This window comes from Prochlorococcus marinus XMU1402, from assembly GCF_017696205.1.
GTDB lineage: Bacteria > Cyanobacteriota > Cyanobacteriia > PCC-6307 > Cyanobiaceae > Prochlorococcus_A > Prochlorococcus_A marinus_AC.
This window is the reverse complement of the sequence record NZ_JAAORD010000001.1, coordinates 475,862-493,104: the sequence shown is the minus strand read 5'-3', so window position 1 is coordinate 493,104 and position 17,243 is coordinate 475,862. Positions and strand designations below refer to the sequence as shown.

16 protein-coding genes are annotated in these 17,243 nt (G+C 31.5%); 9 read left to right on the top strand and 7 right to left on the bottom strand.

Annotation, left to right across the window (positions count from 1 at the left end; all coding sequences use genetic code 11):
• A complete protein-coding gene (locus HA141_RS02780; protein WP_209116685.1) occupies positions 1-1,110 on the top strand; it encodes a DUF3153 domain-containing protein in 1,110 nt (369 codons plus the stop codon).
• On the opposite strand, the gene priA is transcribed toward HA141_RS02780, so the two are convergent.
• Positions 1,111-3,393: a replication restart helicase PriA gene (gene priA, locus HA141_RS02775; protein WP_209116682.1), complete on the bottom strand. Its 2,283-nt coding sequence runs from the start codon at positions 3,391-3,393 to the stop codon at positions 1,111-1,113. It lies immediately after the preceding gene.
• Between the two features lie 324 nt (positions 3,394-3,717).
• Here priA and rpoD point away from each other — a divergent pair, with 324 nt between their 5' ends.
• Together rpoD and hemC are read left to right on the top strand one after the other, a co-directional pair.
• Positions 3,718-4,899 carry an RNA polymerase sigma factor RpoD gene (gene rpoD / locus HA141_RS02770; RefSeq protein WP_209116680.1) on the top strand — a complete coding sequence of 394 codons (1,182 nt, stop codon included), beginning with the start codon at positions 3,718-3,720 and terminating at the stop codon, positions 4,897-4,899.
• Between the two features lie 96 nt (positions 4,900-4,995).
• Positions 4,996-5,952, top strand: coding sequence for a hydroxymethylbilane synthase (gene hemC / locus HA141_RS02765; protein ID WP_209116678.1), 957 nt, complete (start codon positions 4,996-4,998; stop codon positions 5,950-5,952).
• On the opposite strand, the gene HA141_RS02760 is transcribed toward hemC, so the two are convergent.
• Together HA141_RS02760 and HA141_RS02755 are read right to left on the bottom strand one after the other, a co-directional pair.
• Positions 5,953-6,540, bottom strand: coding sequence for an inorganic diphosphatase (locus HA141_RS02760; protein ID WP_209116676.1), 588 nt, complete (start codon positions 6,538-6,540; stop codon positions 5,953-5,955). It abuts the gene before it with no gap.
• A 63-nt stretch (positions 6,541-6,603) separates the two neighbouring features.
• Positions 6,604-8,109 (bottom strand): carboxypeptidase M32, encoded by a 1,506-nt coding sequence (locus HA141_RS02755; protein ID WP_209116674.1) that lies wholly within the window; start codon positions 8,107-8,109, stop codon positions 6,604-6,606.
• Positions 8,110-8,217: 108 nt separating this feature from the next.
• On the opposite strand from HA141_RS02755, the gene HA141_RS02750 reads away from it, so the two are divergent.
• The 4 genes from HA141_RS02750 to HA141_RS02735 are packed head-to-tail and all read left to right on the top strand — an operon-like array spanning position 8,218 to position 11,641.
• A complete protein-coding gene (locus tag HA141_RS02750) occupies positions 8,218-8,673 on the top strand; it encodes a secondary thiamine-phosphate synthase enzyme YjbQ (protein ID WP_209116672.1) in 456 nt (151 codons plus the stop codon).
• 36 nt (positions 8,674-8,709) lie between these two features.
• On the top strand, positions 8,710-9,000 hold the full coding sequence (locus HA141_RS02745; protein WP_209116670.1) for a 4a-hydroxytetrahydrobiopterin dehydratase: 291 nt from the start codon (positions 8,710-8,712) through the stop codon (positions 8,998-9,000).
• Between the two features lie 29 nt (positions 9,001-9,029).
• Entirely contained in the window at positions 9,030-10,076 is a 1,047-nt protein-coding gene (locus HA141_RS02740) for a CobW family GTP-binding protein (RefSeq protein ID WP_209116668.1), read from the top strand.
• Positions 10,077-10,102: 26 nt separating this feature from the next.
• Positions 10,103-11,641, top strand: a complete 1,539-nt coding sequence (locus tag HA141_RS02735) for an ABC transporter permease (protein WP_209116666.1) — start codon at positions 10,103-10,105, stop codon at positions 11,639-11,641.
• 2 nt (positions 11,642-11,643) lie between these two features.
• Here HA141_RS02735 and HA141_RS02730 read toward each other — a convergent pair whose 3' ends face one another.
• Genes HA141_RS02730 through HA141_RS02715 form a run of 4 tightly spaced genes read right to left on the bottom strand, consistent with a single transcriptional unit; the run spans position 11,644 to position 14,793 of the window.
• Positions 11,644-12,594 (bottom strand): hypothetical protein, encoded by a 951-nt coding sequence (locus HA141_RS02730; RefSeq protein ID WP_209116663.1) that lies wholly within the window; start codon positions 12,592-12,594, stop codon positions 11,644-11,646.
• Positions 12,591-13,817 carry a nickel pincer cofactor biosynthesis protein LarC gene (gene larC / locus HA141_RS02725; protein WP_209116661.1) on the bottom strand — a complete coding sequence of 409 codons (1,227 nt, stop codon included), beginning with the start codon at positions 13,815-13,817 and terminating at the stop codon, positions 12,591-12,593. Before larC ends, HA141_RS02730 begins: the two co-directional genes overlap by 4 nt.
• Before the next feature lie 53 nt (positions 13,818-13,870).
• Positions 13,871-14,470, bottom strand: a complete 600-nt coding sequence (locus HA141_RS02720) for a hypothetical protein (RefSeq protein ID WP_209116659.1) — start codon at positions 14,468-14,470, stop codon at positions 13,871-13,873.
• A gap of 29 nt (positions 14,471-14,499) precedes the next feature.
• Positions 14,500-14,793 carry a hypothetical protein gene (locus HA141_RS02715; RefSeq protein WP_209116657.1) on the bottom strand — a complete coding sequence of 98 codons (294 nt, stop codon included), beginning with the start codon at positions 14,791-14,793 and terminating at the stop codon, positions 14,500-14,502.
• Positions 14,794-14,861: 68 nt separating this feature from the next.
• On the opposite strand from HA141_RS02715, the gene xth reads away from it, so the two are divergent.
• On the top strand, positions 14,862-15,707 hold the full coding sequence (gene xth / locus HA141_RS02710; RefSeq protein ID WP_209116655.1) for an exodeoxyribonuclease III: 846 nt from the start codon (positions 14,862-14,864) through the stop codon (positions 15,705-15,707).
• A 228-nt stretch (positions 15,708-15,935) separates the two neighbouring features.
• Complete coding sequence (gene hemL / locus HA141_RS02705) at positions 15,936-17,237, top strand: glutamate-1-semialdehyde 2,1-aminomutase (RefSeq protein ID WP_209116653.1); 1,302 nt, start codon at positions 15,936-15,938, stop codon at positions 17,235-17,237.
• Positions 17,238-17,243 lie beyond the last annotated feature (6 nt).

Here is a 17,243-nt window from a genome sequence, read left to right as displayed (position 1 = left end):
ATGAAAACTTATAAGCAAGTTTTAGGGACTGCAGAACTTGCTCTAGCTAAAGGTGAATATCATTATTGCATTCAATTCCTTTTACCTAAAATAGAGTCATTTCCTTTATCAAGTAAAGAGGGAGTAAATTTAAGAACAATTTTAATTACTGCCCTATGTGGCTTAAATAAAAAAGAGGAGGCAAAAACTTTTTGTAAAGAACTTCTCAAATCTTACGATAATAAGACGAGAGAAAATGCAAAATATTTGATGGAAATTATAGATTCTCCAGAAATCAAAAAACCAAAAAATTGGAATGTTGAGTTTGAAAGCGATCCATCACTAAATAAAAAATCTCTTAACTCACTACGCAAAAAAAGAAAAGTAGCGGAGGAAAAAAAATTTATCAATGTTACTGATTCTCCAACTGGCGAAACAAAACCCTTTCAGAAGGGTTTTTCTCTGATTATTTTTTTAATACTATTTTTACTTATTCCACTCTTAAGTGGCTGCGTTAAAGTTGAAAATACTCTTGATATAAGTGAACTTGATTCAATTACTAATAATCTAGTAATAGAGAGTAAATACATAAAAAAATTCCCTTGGCAAATAAAATTCGAGGAGAAAATTAAAGATATTTTTCCTGATGCTGAAATTTCACAAGAAGAATCAACTTTTTCTTTGAAAAATAAATATCTTAATCAAGAGGAGACAATGCAAGTACTTAAAATGATCCAAAATACTGCAGGAGAGTTGGCAGGAGGATCAACAAATTTAGAGATAATCACTAGTCAAAAAAACTTCATTTTTTTTAAAAAATATTTTTACAAGGTAGATTTAGATCTTAACTCAATAAAAAATGTTGATAATTTAGAACTCATTTTCAAAGTAATTCACCCTAATAAAGCTACCCTTACTGGTAAAAATAATTCAAATATAGCAATCACTAGAAATCTCATAATTTGGAATTTAAATCTGGGTCAAATGAATAGTCTCGAATTTTCTTTTTGGAGCTGGAACAAATTATTGATTGGGATAACTATCATTTTAATAATAATGATATTGGCTTATTCATTAAGATTCTATAGATTTAAGTTAGGTACAGATTTGCCTCAACTTCCATCAAAGTAATTACAACTCTGCTGGATTAACATCAATTGTTAAAAAAACATTTTTTGGAATAAGTTTCCATAATAATGACCTATCTGGCAAGGGTATCTTTGAATTCTCAGGACCATGTATTAATATTTGCCATCTAAATTTTTTTCCCACTTTAGAAATCAAACTAGGGGCAGGGCCAATTAATTTCCAATTATTTTGTTCACAAAACTTTAGTAGATAATTTGCCAATTTAGTTGAAACTAATTCTGTTAATTCATAGTTTTCGCCCGATAATTTTAGTAGGCAAACCTTACAGAATGGAAATAAATTAGCATCTTTTCTCAATTTCGAAGTTTCAGTCAAAAATGTTTCGTAATCTCTTTTCTGAAGATATGAAATTACAGGATGATTCGGTTTATATGTTTGAAAAATAACTTTTCCTTTTTTTTGAGCTCTGCCTGCGCGTCCCGCTAATTGCAAAAACAATTGTAATGATTTTTCTTCTGCAGAAATATCTGGACGATGGAGTAATCCATCTGCCGCGATAACTACTGAAAGAGTAATATTCGGGATATCAATTCCTTTTGCCAGCATTTGAGTTCCTACAAGAATATCAGCATCGCCTTTAGAAAACTTTGAAAGAATATCTCTATGACCATCTTTGCTTGAGGTTGTATCGCGATCAAATCGAAGAACTCTTGTGTCGGGAAATTCTTTATTTAAAAACTCCACAACTCTTTGAGTCCCTATTCCAAAAGGCTTGAAAGCTTTTGAGTTACAATCTGGGCAATGATTGATCAGTCTCGATTTAAGTTCACACCAATGACAACTTAACCATTTTTTTCCTTGTGAACCAAGATGCACAGATAAAGGAACGTCACAGTTTGGGCACTTTATTGAGTAGCCACAATTTCTACAACTTAAAAAACCACTGTGTCCCCTCCTAGGAATCAAAATTATTGCTTGTTCATTCTTTAATCGTAGTTGGGGAACCAATTCTAATAATTCATTAGATAAGATTTTCATATTTCCTTTCTTAAATTCATTCCGCATATCAATAATTCTTATTTCAGGCATCTCATTCTTAGATATCCTTTTAATCATGCGTACCAATTTAAAATTCTTTTCGTTAATACATTTTTTCCAAGTCTGCATTGATGGGGTTGCGCTTCCAAAAATTAGCTTTGCAGAATTCCTTTTTACTATTTCAATAGCAACGTCTCTTGCGTCATAACAAGGCATAGGGCTATCTTGCTTATATGAAACATCGTGTTCTTCATCCATTATTATTAATCCTAAATTTTTAATTGGAAGAAAAACTGCAGACCTTGTTCCTATTACAATTAGGGGTTCATTAGTATTGATAATTTCTTTCCAAACTAAAGTTCTGTGACTAGAAGAGCAATTACTATGATATTCATAAACAACATTATTAAATCGGCTTCTAAATCTATCAATAAGTTGAGGAATCAAGCCAATTTCTGGCGCAAGTACCAAACAACTTTTTTTATTAAGTAATTGATCTTCAGACATTCTCATATAAACTTCTGTTTTACCAGAACCTGTTTCACCCCAAAGCATTAAGACATGTCCAGGTTTCATTGTTTGAAATTCTTGAATTGCTATTTCCTGCTCACATGTAAGATTTGGTTTTTTTATTGCACTAGGATCAGGATCATTTAAAAATAAATTTAATTTAGGATTTACGGCTTTTTTTCTTTTAGATTTAACAAGGTAATTTTTACTAACCATTGAGTTAATTAAAGTGTAATTAAAACCAGACTTGATTAGTTCACTTTGCCAAGCACCTTTTTTAGGCAAAGTATTTATTAACAAAAATTCTTTCTTGGTCAACTTATTTATTGTTATGTCGAATTCTCTCTTGGTTCCAATCCATATTTGATCTTTTAAACCCTGAGAAATTTTCTTATATTTACCAATCCAACCTGGTGGGAATGCCGTTTTAAACATTTTTAAATTACTAACCATATAAAAAGAGGCAAGAGACTCCATCAATTCTCTCCACAAGTCATCAAATATTTTCTTCTGCAATATACTTTCAACAAACAAATATTTTATACTTTTTCTTCTAGAAACATTTGTTTCTTCTTTATTAATTTTAGAAAAGTTTTCTTTGGAGATTACTAACCCATTTAATAATCTCCCTCTAAGTTTTACAGATACAATATCACCCACCTCTACACCAAGATTATTTCCATCTAAATAGTAAAAGCTATCACTAATGCTACCTATATCAAGCAAAATCTCGAATTTAAAAATGATATTTGATAACTGATTACTTGCCGGGTTCAAAACTTTTTCTTAGTATTAGATTGTTGAACATTCCACAAAGTGTTTTTTGCACATTGTAAGTATCCTGCTCTTAAGGGAGACATGTTGCTTGGATCATTGAGTTAAAATTCAAAAATTGATCTGCCTGTCTGAGAAATCCCAAGACTTTTTACTTTAGGTAATCTATAGCACTATTTAAATTTTTCAACAATTTTGAAAAAACTTTTTTACTCACATATCGTAAAAAAGTTCTTTAAACATTAATGGGATTTTTACTACTAAATGTACAAATTAGCCCTAAATAAAATTTTAACTAGTTAAATTCACCGTAGAAAGGAGTCAATTATGTGTCCAGTAGCAGCAGAATCAAAAAATTCTAAACCTAGTTCAAAAAAAAAGATTAATAAAAAAATTAATGCCAATTTAGAAACAATAGTTGAAGAGGATAGTAATAAAAATAGTCAAAAAATAAATTCATCATCAAATTTAAGCGAAAACAGCGTAGAAATTAATAATGAATTTACTGATTCTGAAGAAGAAGATAAAGAACTTGGAAATATAAAGCTTGGACCAAAAGGTATTTATACTGAAGATTCAATCAGGGTTTATCTCCAAGAAATTGGAAGAATTAGACTTTTAAGGCCAGATGAAGAAATTGAACTTGCAAGAAAAATTGCTGACTTGCTCCAGTTAGAAGAACTGGCAACTCAATATGAGTCTGAGAAAGGTCATTTCCCATCCGTTAGAGAATGGGCTGAATTGATAGATATGCCTCTTTCCAAATTCAGAAGAAGACTTCTATTAGGAAGAAGAGCGAAAGAAAAAATGGTTCAATCAAACTTAAGATTGGTTGTTTCCATTGCAAAAAAATATATGAATAGAGGTTTATCATTTCAAGATTTAATACAAGAAGGAAGTCTGGGCTTGATTAGGGCAGCAGAAAAATTTGACCATGAAAAAGGTTACAAATTCTCCACTTATGCTACGTGGTGGATTCGGCAAGCCATCACTAGAGCAATTGCAGATCAAAGTAGAACTATTCGATTACCAGTTCATTTATACGAGACAATATCCAGAATTAAAAAAACCACAAAAGTTCTTAGCCAAGAATTCGGAAGGAAGCCAAGTGAAGAAGAAATAGCTGAAAGTATGGAAATGACAATTGAAAAATTAAGATTTATAGCCAAAAGTGCTCAGCTACCAATTTCTTTAGAAACTCCAATAGGTAAAGAAGAGGATTCTAGACTTGGGGACTTCATAGAGGCAGATATTGAAAATCCCGAGCAAGATGTTTCAAAGACTTTATTAAGAGAAGATTTAGAAGGAGTTTTAGCAACTCTAAGTCCAAGGGAAAGAGATGTACTTAGATTGAGATATGGAATTGATGACGGAAGAATGAAGACTCTTGAAGAAATTGGGCAGATATTTGATGTAACTAGAGAAAGAATTAGACAAATAGAAGCAAAAGCTCTCAGAAAACTTAGACATCCCAATCGAAATGGTGTTTTAAAAGAATACATAAAATAAAAATAGTTAAATATAATTTTCAGCTTTGGAAAGTTGCAAAAGAATAGCTTAAAATAAATTCGACTTACTTTTTATCTAAACTCAGAATAATATTTAATGACTAATTTTAAACTGAAAATAGCTAGTAGAAGAAGTAAACTAGCCATGGTTCAAACTTTATGGGTTAAAGATCAACTAGAAAAAAATATTCCCAATATAGAAGTATCAATAGAGGCTATGGCAACTCAAGGTGACAAAATTCTTGATGTAGCACTTGCAAAAATAGGCGATAAAGGCTTATTTACAAAGGAACTTGAAGCACAAATGCTAGTAGGCCAAGCAGATATAGCAGTTCATTCTCTAAAGGATTTACCAACAAATCTACCTATTGGGCTTAAATTAGGATGTATCACAAAAAGAGAGGACCCTGCAGATGCTTTAGTAGTAAGCAAAAAAAATAATTGTTATAAATTAGAAACTTTACCTTCAGGTTCAATTGTGGGGACAAGCTCTCTTAGAAGACTTGCACAATTAAGAAATAAGTACCCACATCTTGTTTTCAAAGATATCCGGGGAAATGTGATTACACGAATAGAAAAATTAGATGCCGGAGAATTTGACTGTATAATTCTTGCTGCTGCTGGTTTAAAGAGATTAGGCTTTGAATCAAGAATTCACCAGATTATTCCAAGTGAAATTTCCCTCCATGCCGTTGGGCAGGGAGCTCTAGGTATTGAATGCAAATCTGATGATGAAAAAGTTTTAGAGATTATAAATGTCTTAGAAGATAAACCAACTAGTCAAAGATGTCTGGCAGAGAGGGCTTTTTTAAGAGAGCTTGAAGGTGGGTGTCAAGTCCCCATAGGTGTTAATAGCAAAATAGAGAATGAAAAACTTTATCTTACTGGTATGGTAGCCTCTCTTGATGGGAAAAGGCTTATAAAAGATCAAGTTATTGGTAATATTAATGACCCTGAGCAAGTAGGTATAGAACTGGCAAAAAAACTAAAGCAACAAGGTGCAGATATAATTCTCAGCGAAATATTTGAAGAATTTAGAGAAAACAAAAATTAGTTAATTTACTAATTTAGGATCAATTTCTTTTTTATATCTCTCTTCACAATCTCTAATCACTTTAACAGCTTCTTCTATTCCAAAAAAACCATTAACAGTGCATGTTCCAGGTTTTTTTAGATCTTTGTAGTGCTCCCAATAATACTTTGTTTCTTTTAACCAATGTTCTCCAAGGTCTTCAAAACTTGAGATATGATCCATCCTTTTGTCATCTGCCAGAACTGCTATTACCTTATCATCTACCTCTCCACCATCATCAAATTTCATTACCCCAATAATCCTTGCTTCCACAATAGATCCGGGTATCAATGGCTCAGTTACGCTAACAATTTCAACATCAAGTGGATCTCCATCTTCATCCCATGTCCTTGGTATACATCCATAAGCAAAAGGATAAGCAAGTGAAGAATAACCCACCCTATCAAGTTTAAGGTGACCCGTTTCTGTAATTAATTCATATTTATTTATTGTATTTGAGTTCAATTCAACAATAGTGTTAACTATTTTATTTGAGCTATCAGTGAAAGCATCAAGTATATGCAATAAATTTGGTGTAACCCTGCTTGGGGGCTGATTTAGATTTGCCATCAAGAAATAATTTTTATTTATCTTACATCCTCATACTCAACCAATTTCTTTAAAATTAAAAATTCAGCAAATATCATTTAATTTGGATTTTAAATGATTAAGAAAATAGTTTGGTGAAAGATCTTCGTTGGTAACAGTTTTCACTAATTCCATAGAATTAACTGATCTGCCATATTTATGAATATTATTTCTTAACCAAAAGATAATTTTATTATATTCACCATTTTCGATTAAGTTATCAATCAAACCAATGTCTTTTTCCATTTGAGAAGATATTTGCGCACTTATAAGATGACCTAACAAATATGAAGGAAAATATCCAAACGCACCTTCGCTCCAATGAACATCTTGGAGACATCCTTCTGAATCATTAGATGGTGTTATTCCAAGAAGTTCTCCATATCTTTTATTCCATTCTGCTGGAATATCTTCAGCAGGCAAACCTCCTTCAATCAAATCTATTTCAAGTTCTGTTCTAACTAGTATATGTAAGCCATAAGTCAGTTCATCTGCTTCAACCCTATTTAATCCTGCTTCAATGTGATTTATAGATTTCCATAGTTCTAGATAATTATTTAGAGAACATCCAGCCGAAGCGAATTTTTCAAAAAATCTTTTTGAAAAAGATTTGGATTTAACTATTCTATTTTCCCAAAATAAAGATTGACTTTCATGAATACCCATGGAAGTTGCTTGACCTAAAGGCCAAGCAAACCATTGATGACTTTGAGATGGCAGACCCTGCTCATAAATCGAATGGCCCCACTCATGCGCAGTTGCTAAAAAACTTGATAATGGTTCACCTTCAACAATTCTTGTCGTAATCCTATAATCATTAGGTCCTAGTGTAATTGAAAAAGGATGAGGAGATTTACCAACAACAACAAGATCTTTATCTCTCCCAAATTCATCAAGTAATTTAGAACACAAATTTTCTTGAGATTCTGGACCTAAATCCCAATGATTTTTTTTTGACTGATTAATTCCTCTAATCAAATCTGGAATAGTATCTTTCAATGGTTGAAACATCTTATTCAACCACTTCAAAGTCAAATCAGGTTCAAAGGGTTGGGCAAGTGTCTCCCATGGTGAATATTGATCAGAGATTTGTTTTGCCTCTTCAATCCGTAATTTGACTAATTCTTCAAAAAATGGAAGAAAAATTTTAAAATCTGATTTTTTCTTAGCCTCTTGCCAGCTTTCATACCCTTTTGATTTTGCCTTTGCTAAAGACTCAACTAATTCTGGATCTAGATTGCTTTCTCTATTAAATTCCTTCAATAAAAGATTAATATTCCTTTCTTTATCTTTAATAAGAAATTGATTATCAGATTTTAGTTCACTATCTAATAGTTCATTTTTAGCAGATTCAATTAAGTTAGAAAATTCTTCTGAAGAATTTCTTTTATGCAATACTTTTGCAATGTAAGTAAGTTGTTCAGACCTCCAAGAAGCACCTTTCTTTGGCATTCCAGTATTCTGATCCCAATAAAGTGTATTTTGGATTGAACCTAATATTTGTGTTTCTTTAAGGTAAGCACCCAGCTTATTCCAATGAGTTTCAGCCAAAGATTTAAATGGAAATTAAATTTATCTTAAGATAAAAATTTTAATGTCTGCAGTAAAACATGCATCTTTATCCATAATAGGATATTGATTAATTAAGTTTTAACTTATATGGAACAAATATTTTCAAAACTAAAATTCATAACCCATGGAGAGGGTTTTATTGATATCACATATGATTTAAATTTATGTGTTGAAAAAAATAATTTTCATTCCGGAATTTTAAATTTAACTTCACTTCATACAAGTTGCAGTTTAACTATTAATGAGAACGCAGATCCAAATGTACTGAGGGACCTAAAAAAGTATATGCAATCGATAGTTCCCTATGATTCCTACTTAACCTTATCAAAAAATAGAGAAGAAATATCCTATAAACATTATCAAGAAGGGGCTGACGATATGCCAGCACATATTAAAACATCCCTAACAAACTCTTGTTTATCTTTGAGTTTTCAAGACGGGAAAATTATGCTTGGCACATGGCAAGCAGTTTATTTATGGGAACATCGATTTGATCAAAAGGAAAGAATCATTAATGTACATATAATTGGTGAGAAAAAATAAGATATTTATAATGTAATAAGACAGATTTATTATTTAATGGAACCCTACATTTTGCAAGATGAAGAATTGAAGGAATTAGTTGTCAAAATTCCTGGCTGGGAAATTAAATCTAAACGAATCCAAAGAGAATTTAACTTCGCTAATTTTATTGAAGCCTTTGCTTTCATGACTAAGGTTGCTTTAATCTGTGAAAAATATAATCATCATCCTAACTGGGAAAATGTTTATGCAAAAGTAATAATTAAATTAAATACACATGATCTAGGAGGTATTACGAATCTTGATCAAACATTAGCTTCGGAAATCAACAAAATTTTCGAGCAATAAAAATATAAACTTGTTTTCAACTATTCAAAATGTCTAAAAATTTATTGCCAGTTACTATTATTAGTGGATTTTTAGGTTCTGGCAAAACTACACTTCTAAATCATATTTTAAAAAATCAAGTTGGAATTAAAACAGCTGTTTTAGTCAACGAATTTGGAGAAATCGGAATAGATAATGACTTAATAATAGAAGGCTCAGAAGATATGATCGAATTAAATAATGGTTGTATATGTTGCTCCATCAATGGCGAATTATTAAATACCGTATCCAAAGTTTTAGAAAGGGCTGAAAAATTAGACTATTTGATTGTTGAAACAACTGGATTAGCAGATCCATTACCAGTAGCCATGACTTTTGCGGCTGGTGATCTTAGAGAAAAAGTAAGATTAGATTCGATAATCACTGTCATTGATGGAGAAAATTTTGATTTTGAAATTAATAAAACAAATGTCGCCTATTCTCAAATTTTATACGGAGATATCCTTCTTCTTAATAAATCTGATTTAGTAAATGAAAAACAATTAAAGAAAATAGAGGAGTTTATAAAAAAAATAAAAAAAGAACCAAGGATTTTAAGATCAACTAATAGTGAAGTTGCATTATATACAATAATGAGCGTGGGTCTATTTGAGACGGATACTATTGAATTCGAGAAAAATAAAAAAAATATAGAACAAAATTCAAACGATCACTCTTCTCATTCCCACGACCACTCTTCTCATTCCCACGACCACTCTTCTCATTCCCACGACCACTCTTCTCATTCCCACGATTTGATAAATAATATCGAGGGTTTTACCTCAGTTTCATATGAGACATTTGAACCATTTTCTTTAAGGAAGTTTCAATATTTCTTAGATAATCAAATCTCAGAAAATGTATTCAGAGCAAAAGGTATATTATGGTTTATGGAAAGTGAAAGAAAACATATTTTTCACCTTTCTGGAAAGCGGTTTTCTCTAGATGATGAGGAATGGACAAAAGAAAAAACTAACAAGATAGTATTAATTGGGAAAAACTTAGATCACCAAACTATTAAAAATCAACTGTCATCATGTAGATTTAATTCAGATTAGAGTTCATATTAGGATTTAATTAATTTTTGAAAATACTTATTAAAGGATTTAAACAAGCATTAACCGAATTTAAACTTATTTATTTTACTTCGTTTATTGTCGCACTTTTAGTAATCATTCCAATTTCCAATTTTCTTCTTGAAGGAGTCCAATATGTTTTGAGTGGAAATTTTTCATTAGGCATTGCTGGGGGCGAAGAGATATTAGAAACTTTAAAAGTTTTGGTACTAACAAGTTTTTTTGGAGGAGGATTAGGCACTTTAAATGGATGGTTACTTTCAAATTGTGATTTTAAGTTCAGAAAAGTTATCCGTATTTGTCAACTCATTCCACTAGCCGCCCCAGCATACCTAATAACAGCTGTTTTGCAGGATTTAGGAAGTATTTTGGGATATCAAGTAACTGGTTTATGGTGGGGGGTTTTAATACTTTCAATTTCTACTTATCCATACGTATTCATTCTTGCTAACGAAAGTTTTAATAAATTTGGAGTTAACCAAATCAATGCTAGTAGAGGATTAGGTGTGGGACCATGGCGGAGCTTCTTTAAAATTGCTTTTCCAATGGCTTTGCCAGCACTAATCACAGGAATAAGTTTAATGTGTATGGAAATCATGAATGAGTTAGGAACATTTGCATTATTAAATATTCCAAGTATTTCTACTGGTATAGCCGAAAATTGGATAATTGAAGGTAATCCCAAAAGTGCTATTGGATTATCTTTGGTAGCCTTGTTAATAATTTTCACTTTAATTATTTTTGAAAAATTCTCGAGAAGAAAATCAAAAAGGTGGAGTGAAAATCCTGCATCAAAGGATTCTCAAGGATGGGAATTAAAAAAAACTAGAGCCCTTTTAGCAATAATGGCATCCTTATTTCCACCAATTTTCTCTTTTGGAATTCCATGTTTTTGGGTTTTGCTAAATATCGATCAAATTCAAAAAGGGTTATCTATAGAATTACTTACCTTATCATTAAGAACCATAAGTCTAGGACTTTTAACTGCATTAATAGCGATGCTATTCTCCTTAATAATTTCCTTAGCCAAACGCTCAAATAAAAGCTTATTGCTAGGACTAATAACAAACCTTGCGGGAATAGGTTACGCAATCCCAGGCACTGTACTAGCTTTATCTTTAATAAGCATTTCTTCTTCCAAATTTAATTTCATTGCTATTTGCTTACTGATTTGGGGTTATCTTGTCCGATTTCTTACTATTTCTAAAGGTTCTATTGATTCAAGTTTTGAGAGAATTTCTCCTAGTCTTGATGAAGCTGCACTTGGACTAGGAGAAAATTGGCTTGGAATTATCAAAAAAATTCATCTACCTCTTCTTCAAGGACCAATATTTGTAGGATCACTTTTAGTTTTTGTAGACACGATAAAAGAATTACCCATAACCTTTATTTTAAGACCATTCGATTTCGATACATTATCTGTGAGAATATATCAATATGCTGGAGATGAAAGGATGGTAGAGGCAATATTACCTGCCATTATCATCATGACTTTAGGCCTTTTTGCATCAATTACATTGATACCAAGTTTAGAGAAAAAGAACTAAATTCATTTAGATAGTTTTCTTATTAAGAAAGGTAGGCTTAAAAACAAATCAGCCGAGGTAGATATAACCCTGAAATAAACTAAGCTAATAAGAATTATATTTTGTGGAATACTTTTGCCAACAAAAAAGAGGAAGCAAGCCTCAAAAACGCCAACCCCCCCTGGAGCTGCTGGGACTACCAAGCCTATAGACCATGATAAAGAAAAGATTACTAATAAAATTAAGATATTCAGAGTATTACTTGCATAAAAAGTATTTAAGCAAATATAAAACCCAATAAATTTAGTTAGAATAAATCCAATTTCAAGCAATAAAGCTCTGGTAGGAAAAAAAGAAATTATATTTATCCTATCTTCGAATTTGCCCCTTGAATTTGGAAGTCTCAAGACTTCAAATACTTTTCCTTTAAGAGAACCTAATCTTTTTAATACCAAAAAAATAAATTTTCTATTTAAGAATACTAATGGAAAAACCAAAAAAAAATAAAATGGTGAAAAAATTAGTCCCAGTGATGCCAAGAAAAAAGATCCACACAACATAAAATAAGGTTCTATGAGTGTCGAATACAAAGCAATTTGGGGATTACTTATTTTTTTTATAAAATTAAATCTTTCAACAAAATGCCACATCCCTCCTGGAACGTATTTAAGAATATTAGTCAAAACATAAAAAGATACTAGATTATTACTTTTAAATTCTTTCCAAAACCATTTAACAATATATTTCCATGCATAAGCGTTCAGGTAAATACTTAAAACACAAAACAAAAATGATAAGGATAGATTAATACCATTTCTTTCTAAATTGATATCAAAAGAAATTTGATCAATATTATCAAAAAAATAGATGCAAAAATATGACAAGCTCGAAATAAAGAAAATACTCTTTAAACCACCAAAATTAATTTTTTTAAGGAATTTCAGATATGGTTGATCACCTTTATTAAATCTCATTTCCAGTTTTCAAATGCTTTAAATTTTTTACTTGACTCTTGTATAATTTTTTTTATTTCGTCAGTTGATATTTTATGATCAAGTTTTAATCTTAAAACTTCATCATTTTCAGGTTTCATAGTTATAGATCCATCAGGTTTCAAAATCTGTTTAACTTTTATATTTCCAAAAGTCGTTGAACATTCTCCTCTTCTTCTAAGTAATATCCACCTAGATTGGGTCCTTTCACGAACTCCAATAGTACTGGAATAATCAAACCATAATCGCCTAAAAAATTCTTTCTTCTCAATTGGCAAGATCGCTTGAATAGAGAATCCAATTCTATTTTTTTTCATATTGATAGATTGATAAGAAACGTCGTAAGCCCCCTCAATTCTCAATTTCTCTACAAAATTAGATACATCTTCAGGAGTTTGGTCATCAATCCATGCTTCCTGGACAGATATTTCTTCACAATTTGGATTATTTTGTTGATTAATGGAAGAATCCTCAAATGAAACAATTTCATAAACTCTAACCAAATTTGGGAATGGAAATTTTAAGTTACCTATGCCTACCCCATAAGATTTAATAGAATATTTTGAAGGGGGTCGAAAATAATCAACTAAACATGAAAGCAAAGAAATACCTGTTGGTGTAGATAGTTCACCCTCTATTGAATTAAAACATGATAAAACTCTAATATTATTTTTTCTTATTAGCTCAATAACAGCAGGAGGTGGGACCGATAATTTACCATGTTCTGTTTGCACAAAACCTTTACCTAACATAGGTTCATTGCAATAAACCTTTCTAGGATTCAAGTAATTCCACGCAGCACAGACACCTATGATATCTACTAAAGAATCGATAGCCCCAATCTCATGAAAATGAACCTCCTCAGGTTCGATGCCATGAACTTTTCCTTCTGCATTTGCTAATGATTCAAAAACTTCATAAATAATTTGCTGTAATTTCTCCTCTAATTGCCCCTTTAAAATAAGTTCTTTAATACTTCTCCAATTTCTTTTGGTTGGACCACAATCAATACTCTCAACCTTTGCCTTGACCCCGCGGATTGAACAACTTTTAGATTCTTCAAATTCTAGATTATATAGATCCTTTAATCCAAGATCAATAAGTGGTTGTTCAATTACTTTTTTAGGCACACCTAAATCATAAAGTGCTCCTAATAACATATCTCCAGAAATGCCTGGAGAACATTCAATAAATATATCTCTCATAAATCTTAGATTTCATTATTGGTAAAAGTTAAGGTGAAGATCAAATTTTTATTCTAATTTTTTTTAGAAATATTTTTTTCAATAACTTCGTAATTAAGTAATTTCAAAGAATTTCCATCTCTCATAACATCTAAACTTACAAAACTATTGAGAAATTCAAGTGAAAGCTCCCCTTTAATTACTAATTTAAAATTTTTATTTTTTAAATTCTGCATCTTTGAAGCAGAACAGATTTTTATAACAATCTCTTTCTTTTGAGTATTTACAAAAACTAATGTTCCTCTTACTGAAAAGTAATTATCTTTTAAATCTAATTCATCTAATAATTTGGTGAAGTTAGTTTTTGAAGAATTATTTGGAAAATCATTAAGTTGATAAGGATCCCAGATACCTGCAACTTGTAAATGCAAGTTTTGAGTATTTTTATTCTTTGGATAAACGATCCAAAAATAATTTTTCTTTAAATCAATATGCTTTTTCAGAAGAGATAATGCTTTTCCTAATACTACTGTTTCAATTTTTTCTCCTTTATTATCAGTTAAATATCCCCTATTTAATTGCGAACTTTCATGGGGGATGAATTTACCATTTACGATTCCAATTGCTCTAAATTGCAGTTTATTTGTAACTTTCGGGATAGGATTTTTTAACATCTTAAAATTTAAAATAACAATTTGACTTATTAAATTCCTTGTTTTTCCTCCAAACCATTATAAGACTTTAACGCATCGTCTATAGCATCAGATGGGTTAGTCGCATCATTTAAACTATTGAATCTCCTAATCATTTCTACAATTTCGAATGGATTAGTTGGAATGGCTGATTTATCTTCTTCTGCTTTAGTAGAGCTATCAATTTGCAAATCTTCAAATACATATTCAGCATTAAGGAAATTACCTTGTAAAGTAAAAAATGGAATAAGAAAAATAAATAAAGTCGTTGGTTTTGAGAGGTTTTTAGAAAAGTAAATTTTCATTTTATTTAATTTTAAAATTCTTTAATAAAAAAATCTGTTAACTTAATTCTACATATTCTAATAGAAATTTGTTAATAGCAACTTGGAACGTTAATTCTATAAGAGCACGACTTTCACAAATAATAGATTGGATTAATCAAGTCAAACCAGATATTTTATGTTTGCAAGAAACAAAAGTGCAGGATAATAATTTCCCAATTGAAGCTTTTGAAAAATTAGGCTATACAGTAGAGGTTTACGGACAAAAATCATACAATGGAGTCGCTATTATTTCTAAGATTAAAGCAGAAAATGTTAAAAAAGGATTCTTCGGTTGTATGGAATCTGATCAAGATATCGAGGTTTTCCTAGATCAAAAGAGATTAATTTCTGCTGATATTAACGGTATTAAAATCATAAATGTCTATGTCCCCAATGGATCTTCACTAGAATCAGACAAGTTTACCTACAAAATTAATTGGTTAAATTGTCTAGCTTCTTTTTTAGATGAACAAGAAAAGAACGGAGAATTAATTTGTCTTATGGGTGATTTTAATATTGCTCCAACTGCCTTAGATATTCATGATCCAAATAAATATGAAGGAGTAATAATGGCATCGGAGATGGAGAGAAATGCACTAAATAATGTTCTGAAAGAAAGATTAATAGATTCATTCAGGATTTTTGAAAAAAATTCTGGCCATTGGAGTTGGTGGGATTACCGTAATAACGCTTATGAATTAAATAAAGGTTGGAGAATAGATCATATCTATATCAGTAAAGAACTTTCATCACAACTTAAAAGTTGTGTCATAGACAGCTCACCAAGAGAAAATTTGCGCCCAAGTGATCATGCACCAGTGATGATTGACCTTAACTTAAGTGACTTAAATGTGGATTTCTTTGAGAGTGATGATGATTTTTTCGAAATATAAACAAAAATAAATAGATATTCGTTAAAGCCAGAGAACGCTTATGAATAAAGAGTTATCAAATAATGATGTTGGCATTTATCGTGATTTCTTAAAAATTTAATAATTTACAATCAAAACTATCGCGATAAAAATATCATAATGTAGAATTTCAATCTGATTGACAAAATTTTTACTTATTTCTAATTTAGAACATGACAAATTTTCATCAAAACACCATTTAGTTAAATTGTGACTGAAATATTAAATTACACCAAATCTGAAGAAATTTTTTCTGCGGCCCAACAACTAATGCCAGGTGGAGTTAGTTCTCCAGTAAGAGCTTTTAAGTCTGTAGGCGGCCAACCAATTGTTTTTGATAGAGTGAAAGGCCCCTTTGCTTGGGATATTGATGGAAATAGATATATTGACTACATAGGAAGCTGGGGGCCTGCCATATGTGGGCATGCCCACCCTGAAGTTACAACTGCATTACAGGAAGCAATTGAGAAAGGCACTAGCTTTGGTGCTCCATGCGTACTAGAGAACAAACTTGCTGAAATGGTAATTGATGCTGTCCCATCTGTAGAAATGGTTAGATTTGTTAATAGTGGAACTGAAGCATGCATGGCCGTTTTGAGACTAATGCGAGCATTTACTGGAAGAGATAAAGTTATTAAATTTGACGGTTGCTACCACGGACACGCAGATATGTTTTTAGTAAAAGCAGGATCAGGTGTAGCCACTCTAGGTTTACCAGATTCTCCTGGTGTTCCACGGACAACAACTGCCAACACTCTAACTGCTCCCTACAACGATCTAGAAGCAGTAAAAAAATTATTTTCTGAGAATCCTGATGCCATTTCGGGTGTGATACTTGAACCTATTGTTGGCAATGCTGGATTTATCACTCCTGAACCAGGATTCTTGGAAGGATTAAGAGAATTAACAACAGAGAATGGCTCCTTATTAGTTTTTGACGAAGTTATGACTGGGTTCAGAATAAGTTATGGAGGCGCTCAAGAAAAGTTTGGAGTTACTCCTGATTTAACCACCCTTGGTAAAGTAATTGGTGGAGGCTTACCTGTTGGAGCCTATGGAGGCAAGAAAGAAATAATGTCAATGGTAGCCCCTTCAGGACCGGTTTACCAAGCAGGTACTTTGAGCGGTAATCCACTCGCAATGACTGCTGGAATAAAAACCCTTGAATTGCTCAAACAAGATGGTACATACGATAAACTTGATTCAACAACTTCTAGATTAGTTGAAGGGATAATTCAGTCTGCAGAAAATAACGGTATACCTATTTATGGCGGAAGTGTAAGCGCTATGTTTGGATTTTTCTTATGTGATGGGCCAGTAAGAAATTTTGATGAAGCCAAAACCAATGATGCCGAACTTTTTGGTAAGTTGCATAGAGAAATGCTTCGACGAGGAATTTACTTAGCCCCAAGTCCTTTTGAAGCTGGTTTCACATCACTCTCACATGGCGAAGAAGAAATTGATAAAACTATCGAGGCTTTCGACGAATCTTTTAGTGCAATAAAAAAATAATCATTA

Excerpts from the sequence above, each read along its gene's own strand:
- HA141_RS02780 (WP_209116685.1), top strand. The coding sequence starts at position 1 with ATGAAAACTTATAAGCAAGTTTTAGGGACTGCAGAACTTGCTCTAGCT.
- rpoD (WP_209116680.1), top strand. The coding sequence starts at position 3,718 with ATGTGTCCAGTAGCAGCAGAATCAAAAAATTCTAAACCTAGTTCAAAA.
- hemC (WP_209116678.1), top strand. The coding sequence starts at position 4,996 with ATGACTAATTTTAAACTGAAAATAGCTAGTAGAAGAAGTAAACTAGCC.
- HA141_RS02760 (WP_209116676.1), bottom strand. The coding sequence starts at position 6,540 with ATGGCAAATCTAAATCAGCCCCCAAGCAGGGTTACACCAAATTTATTG.
- HA141_RS02750 (WP_209116672.1), top strand. The coding sequence starts at position 8,218 with ATGGAACAAATATTTTCAAAACTAAAATTCATAACCCATGGAGAGGGT.
- HA141_RS02745 (WP_209116670.1), top strand. The coding sequence starts at position 8,710 with ATGGAACCCTACATTTTGCAAGATGAAGAATTGAAGGAATTAGTTGTC.
- HA141_RS02740 (WP_209116668.1), top strand. The coding sequence starts at position 9,030 with ATGTCTAAAAATTTATTGCCAGTTACTATTATTAGTGGATTTTTAGGT.
- HA141_RS02730 (WP_209116663.1), bottom strand. The coding sequence starts at position 12,594 with ATGAGATTTAATAAAGGTGATCAACCATATCTGAAATTCCTTAAAAAA.
- larC (WP_209116661.1), bottom strand. The coding sequence starts at position 13,817 with ATGAGAGATATATTTATTGAATGTTCTCCAGGCATTTCTGGAGATATG.
- HA141_RS02720 (WP_209116659.1), bottom strand. The coding sequence starts at position 14,470 with ATGTTAAAAAATCCTATCCCGAAAGTTACAAATAAACTGCAATTTAGA.
- HA141_RS02715 (WP_209116657.1), bottom strand. The coding sequence starts at position 14,793 with ATGAAAATTTACTTTTCTAAAAACCTCTCAAAACCAACGACTTTATTT.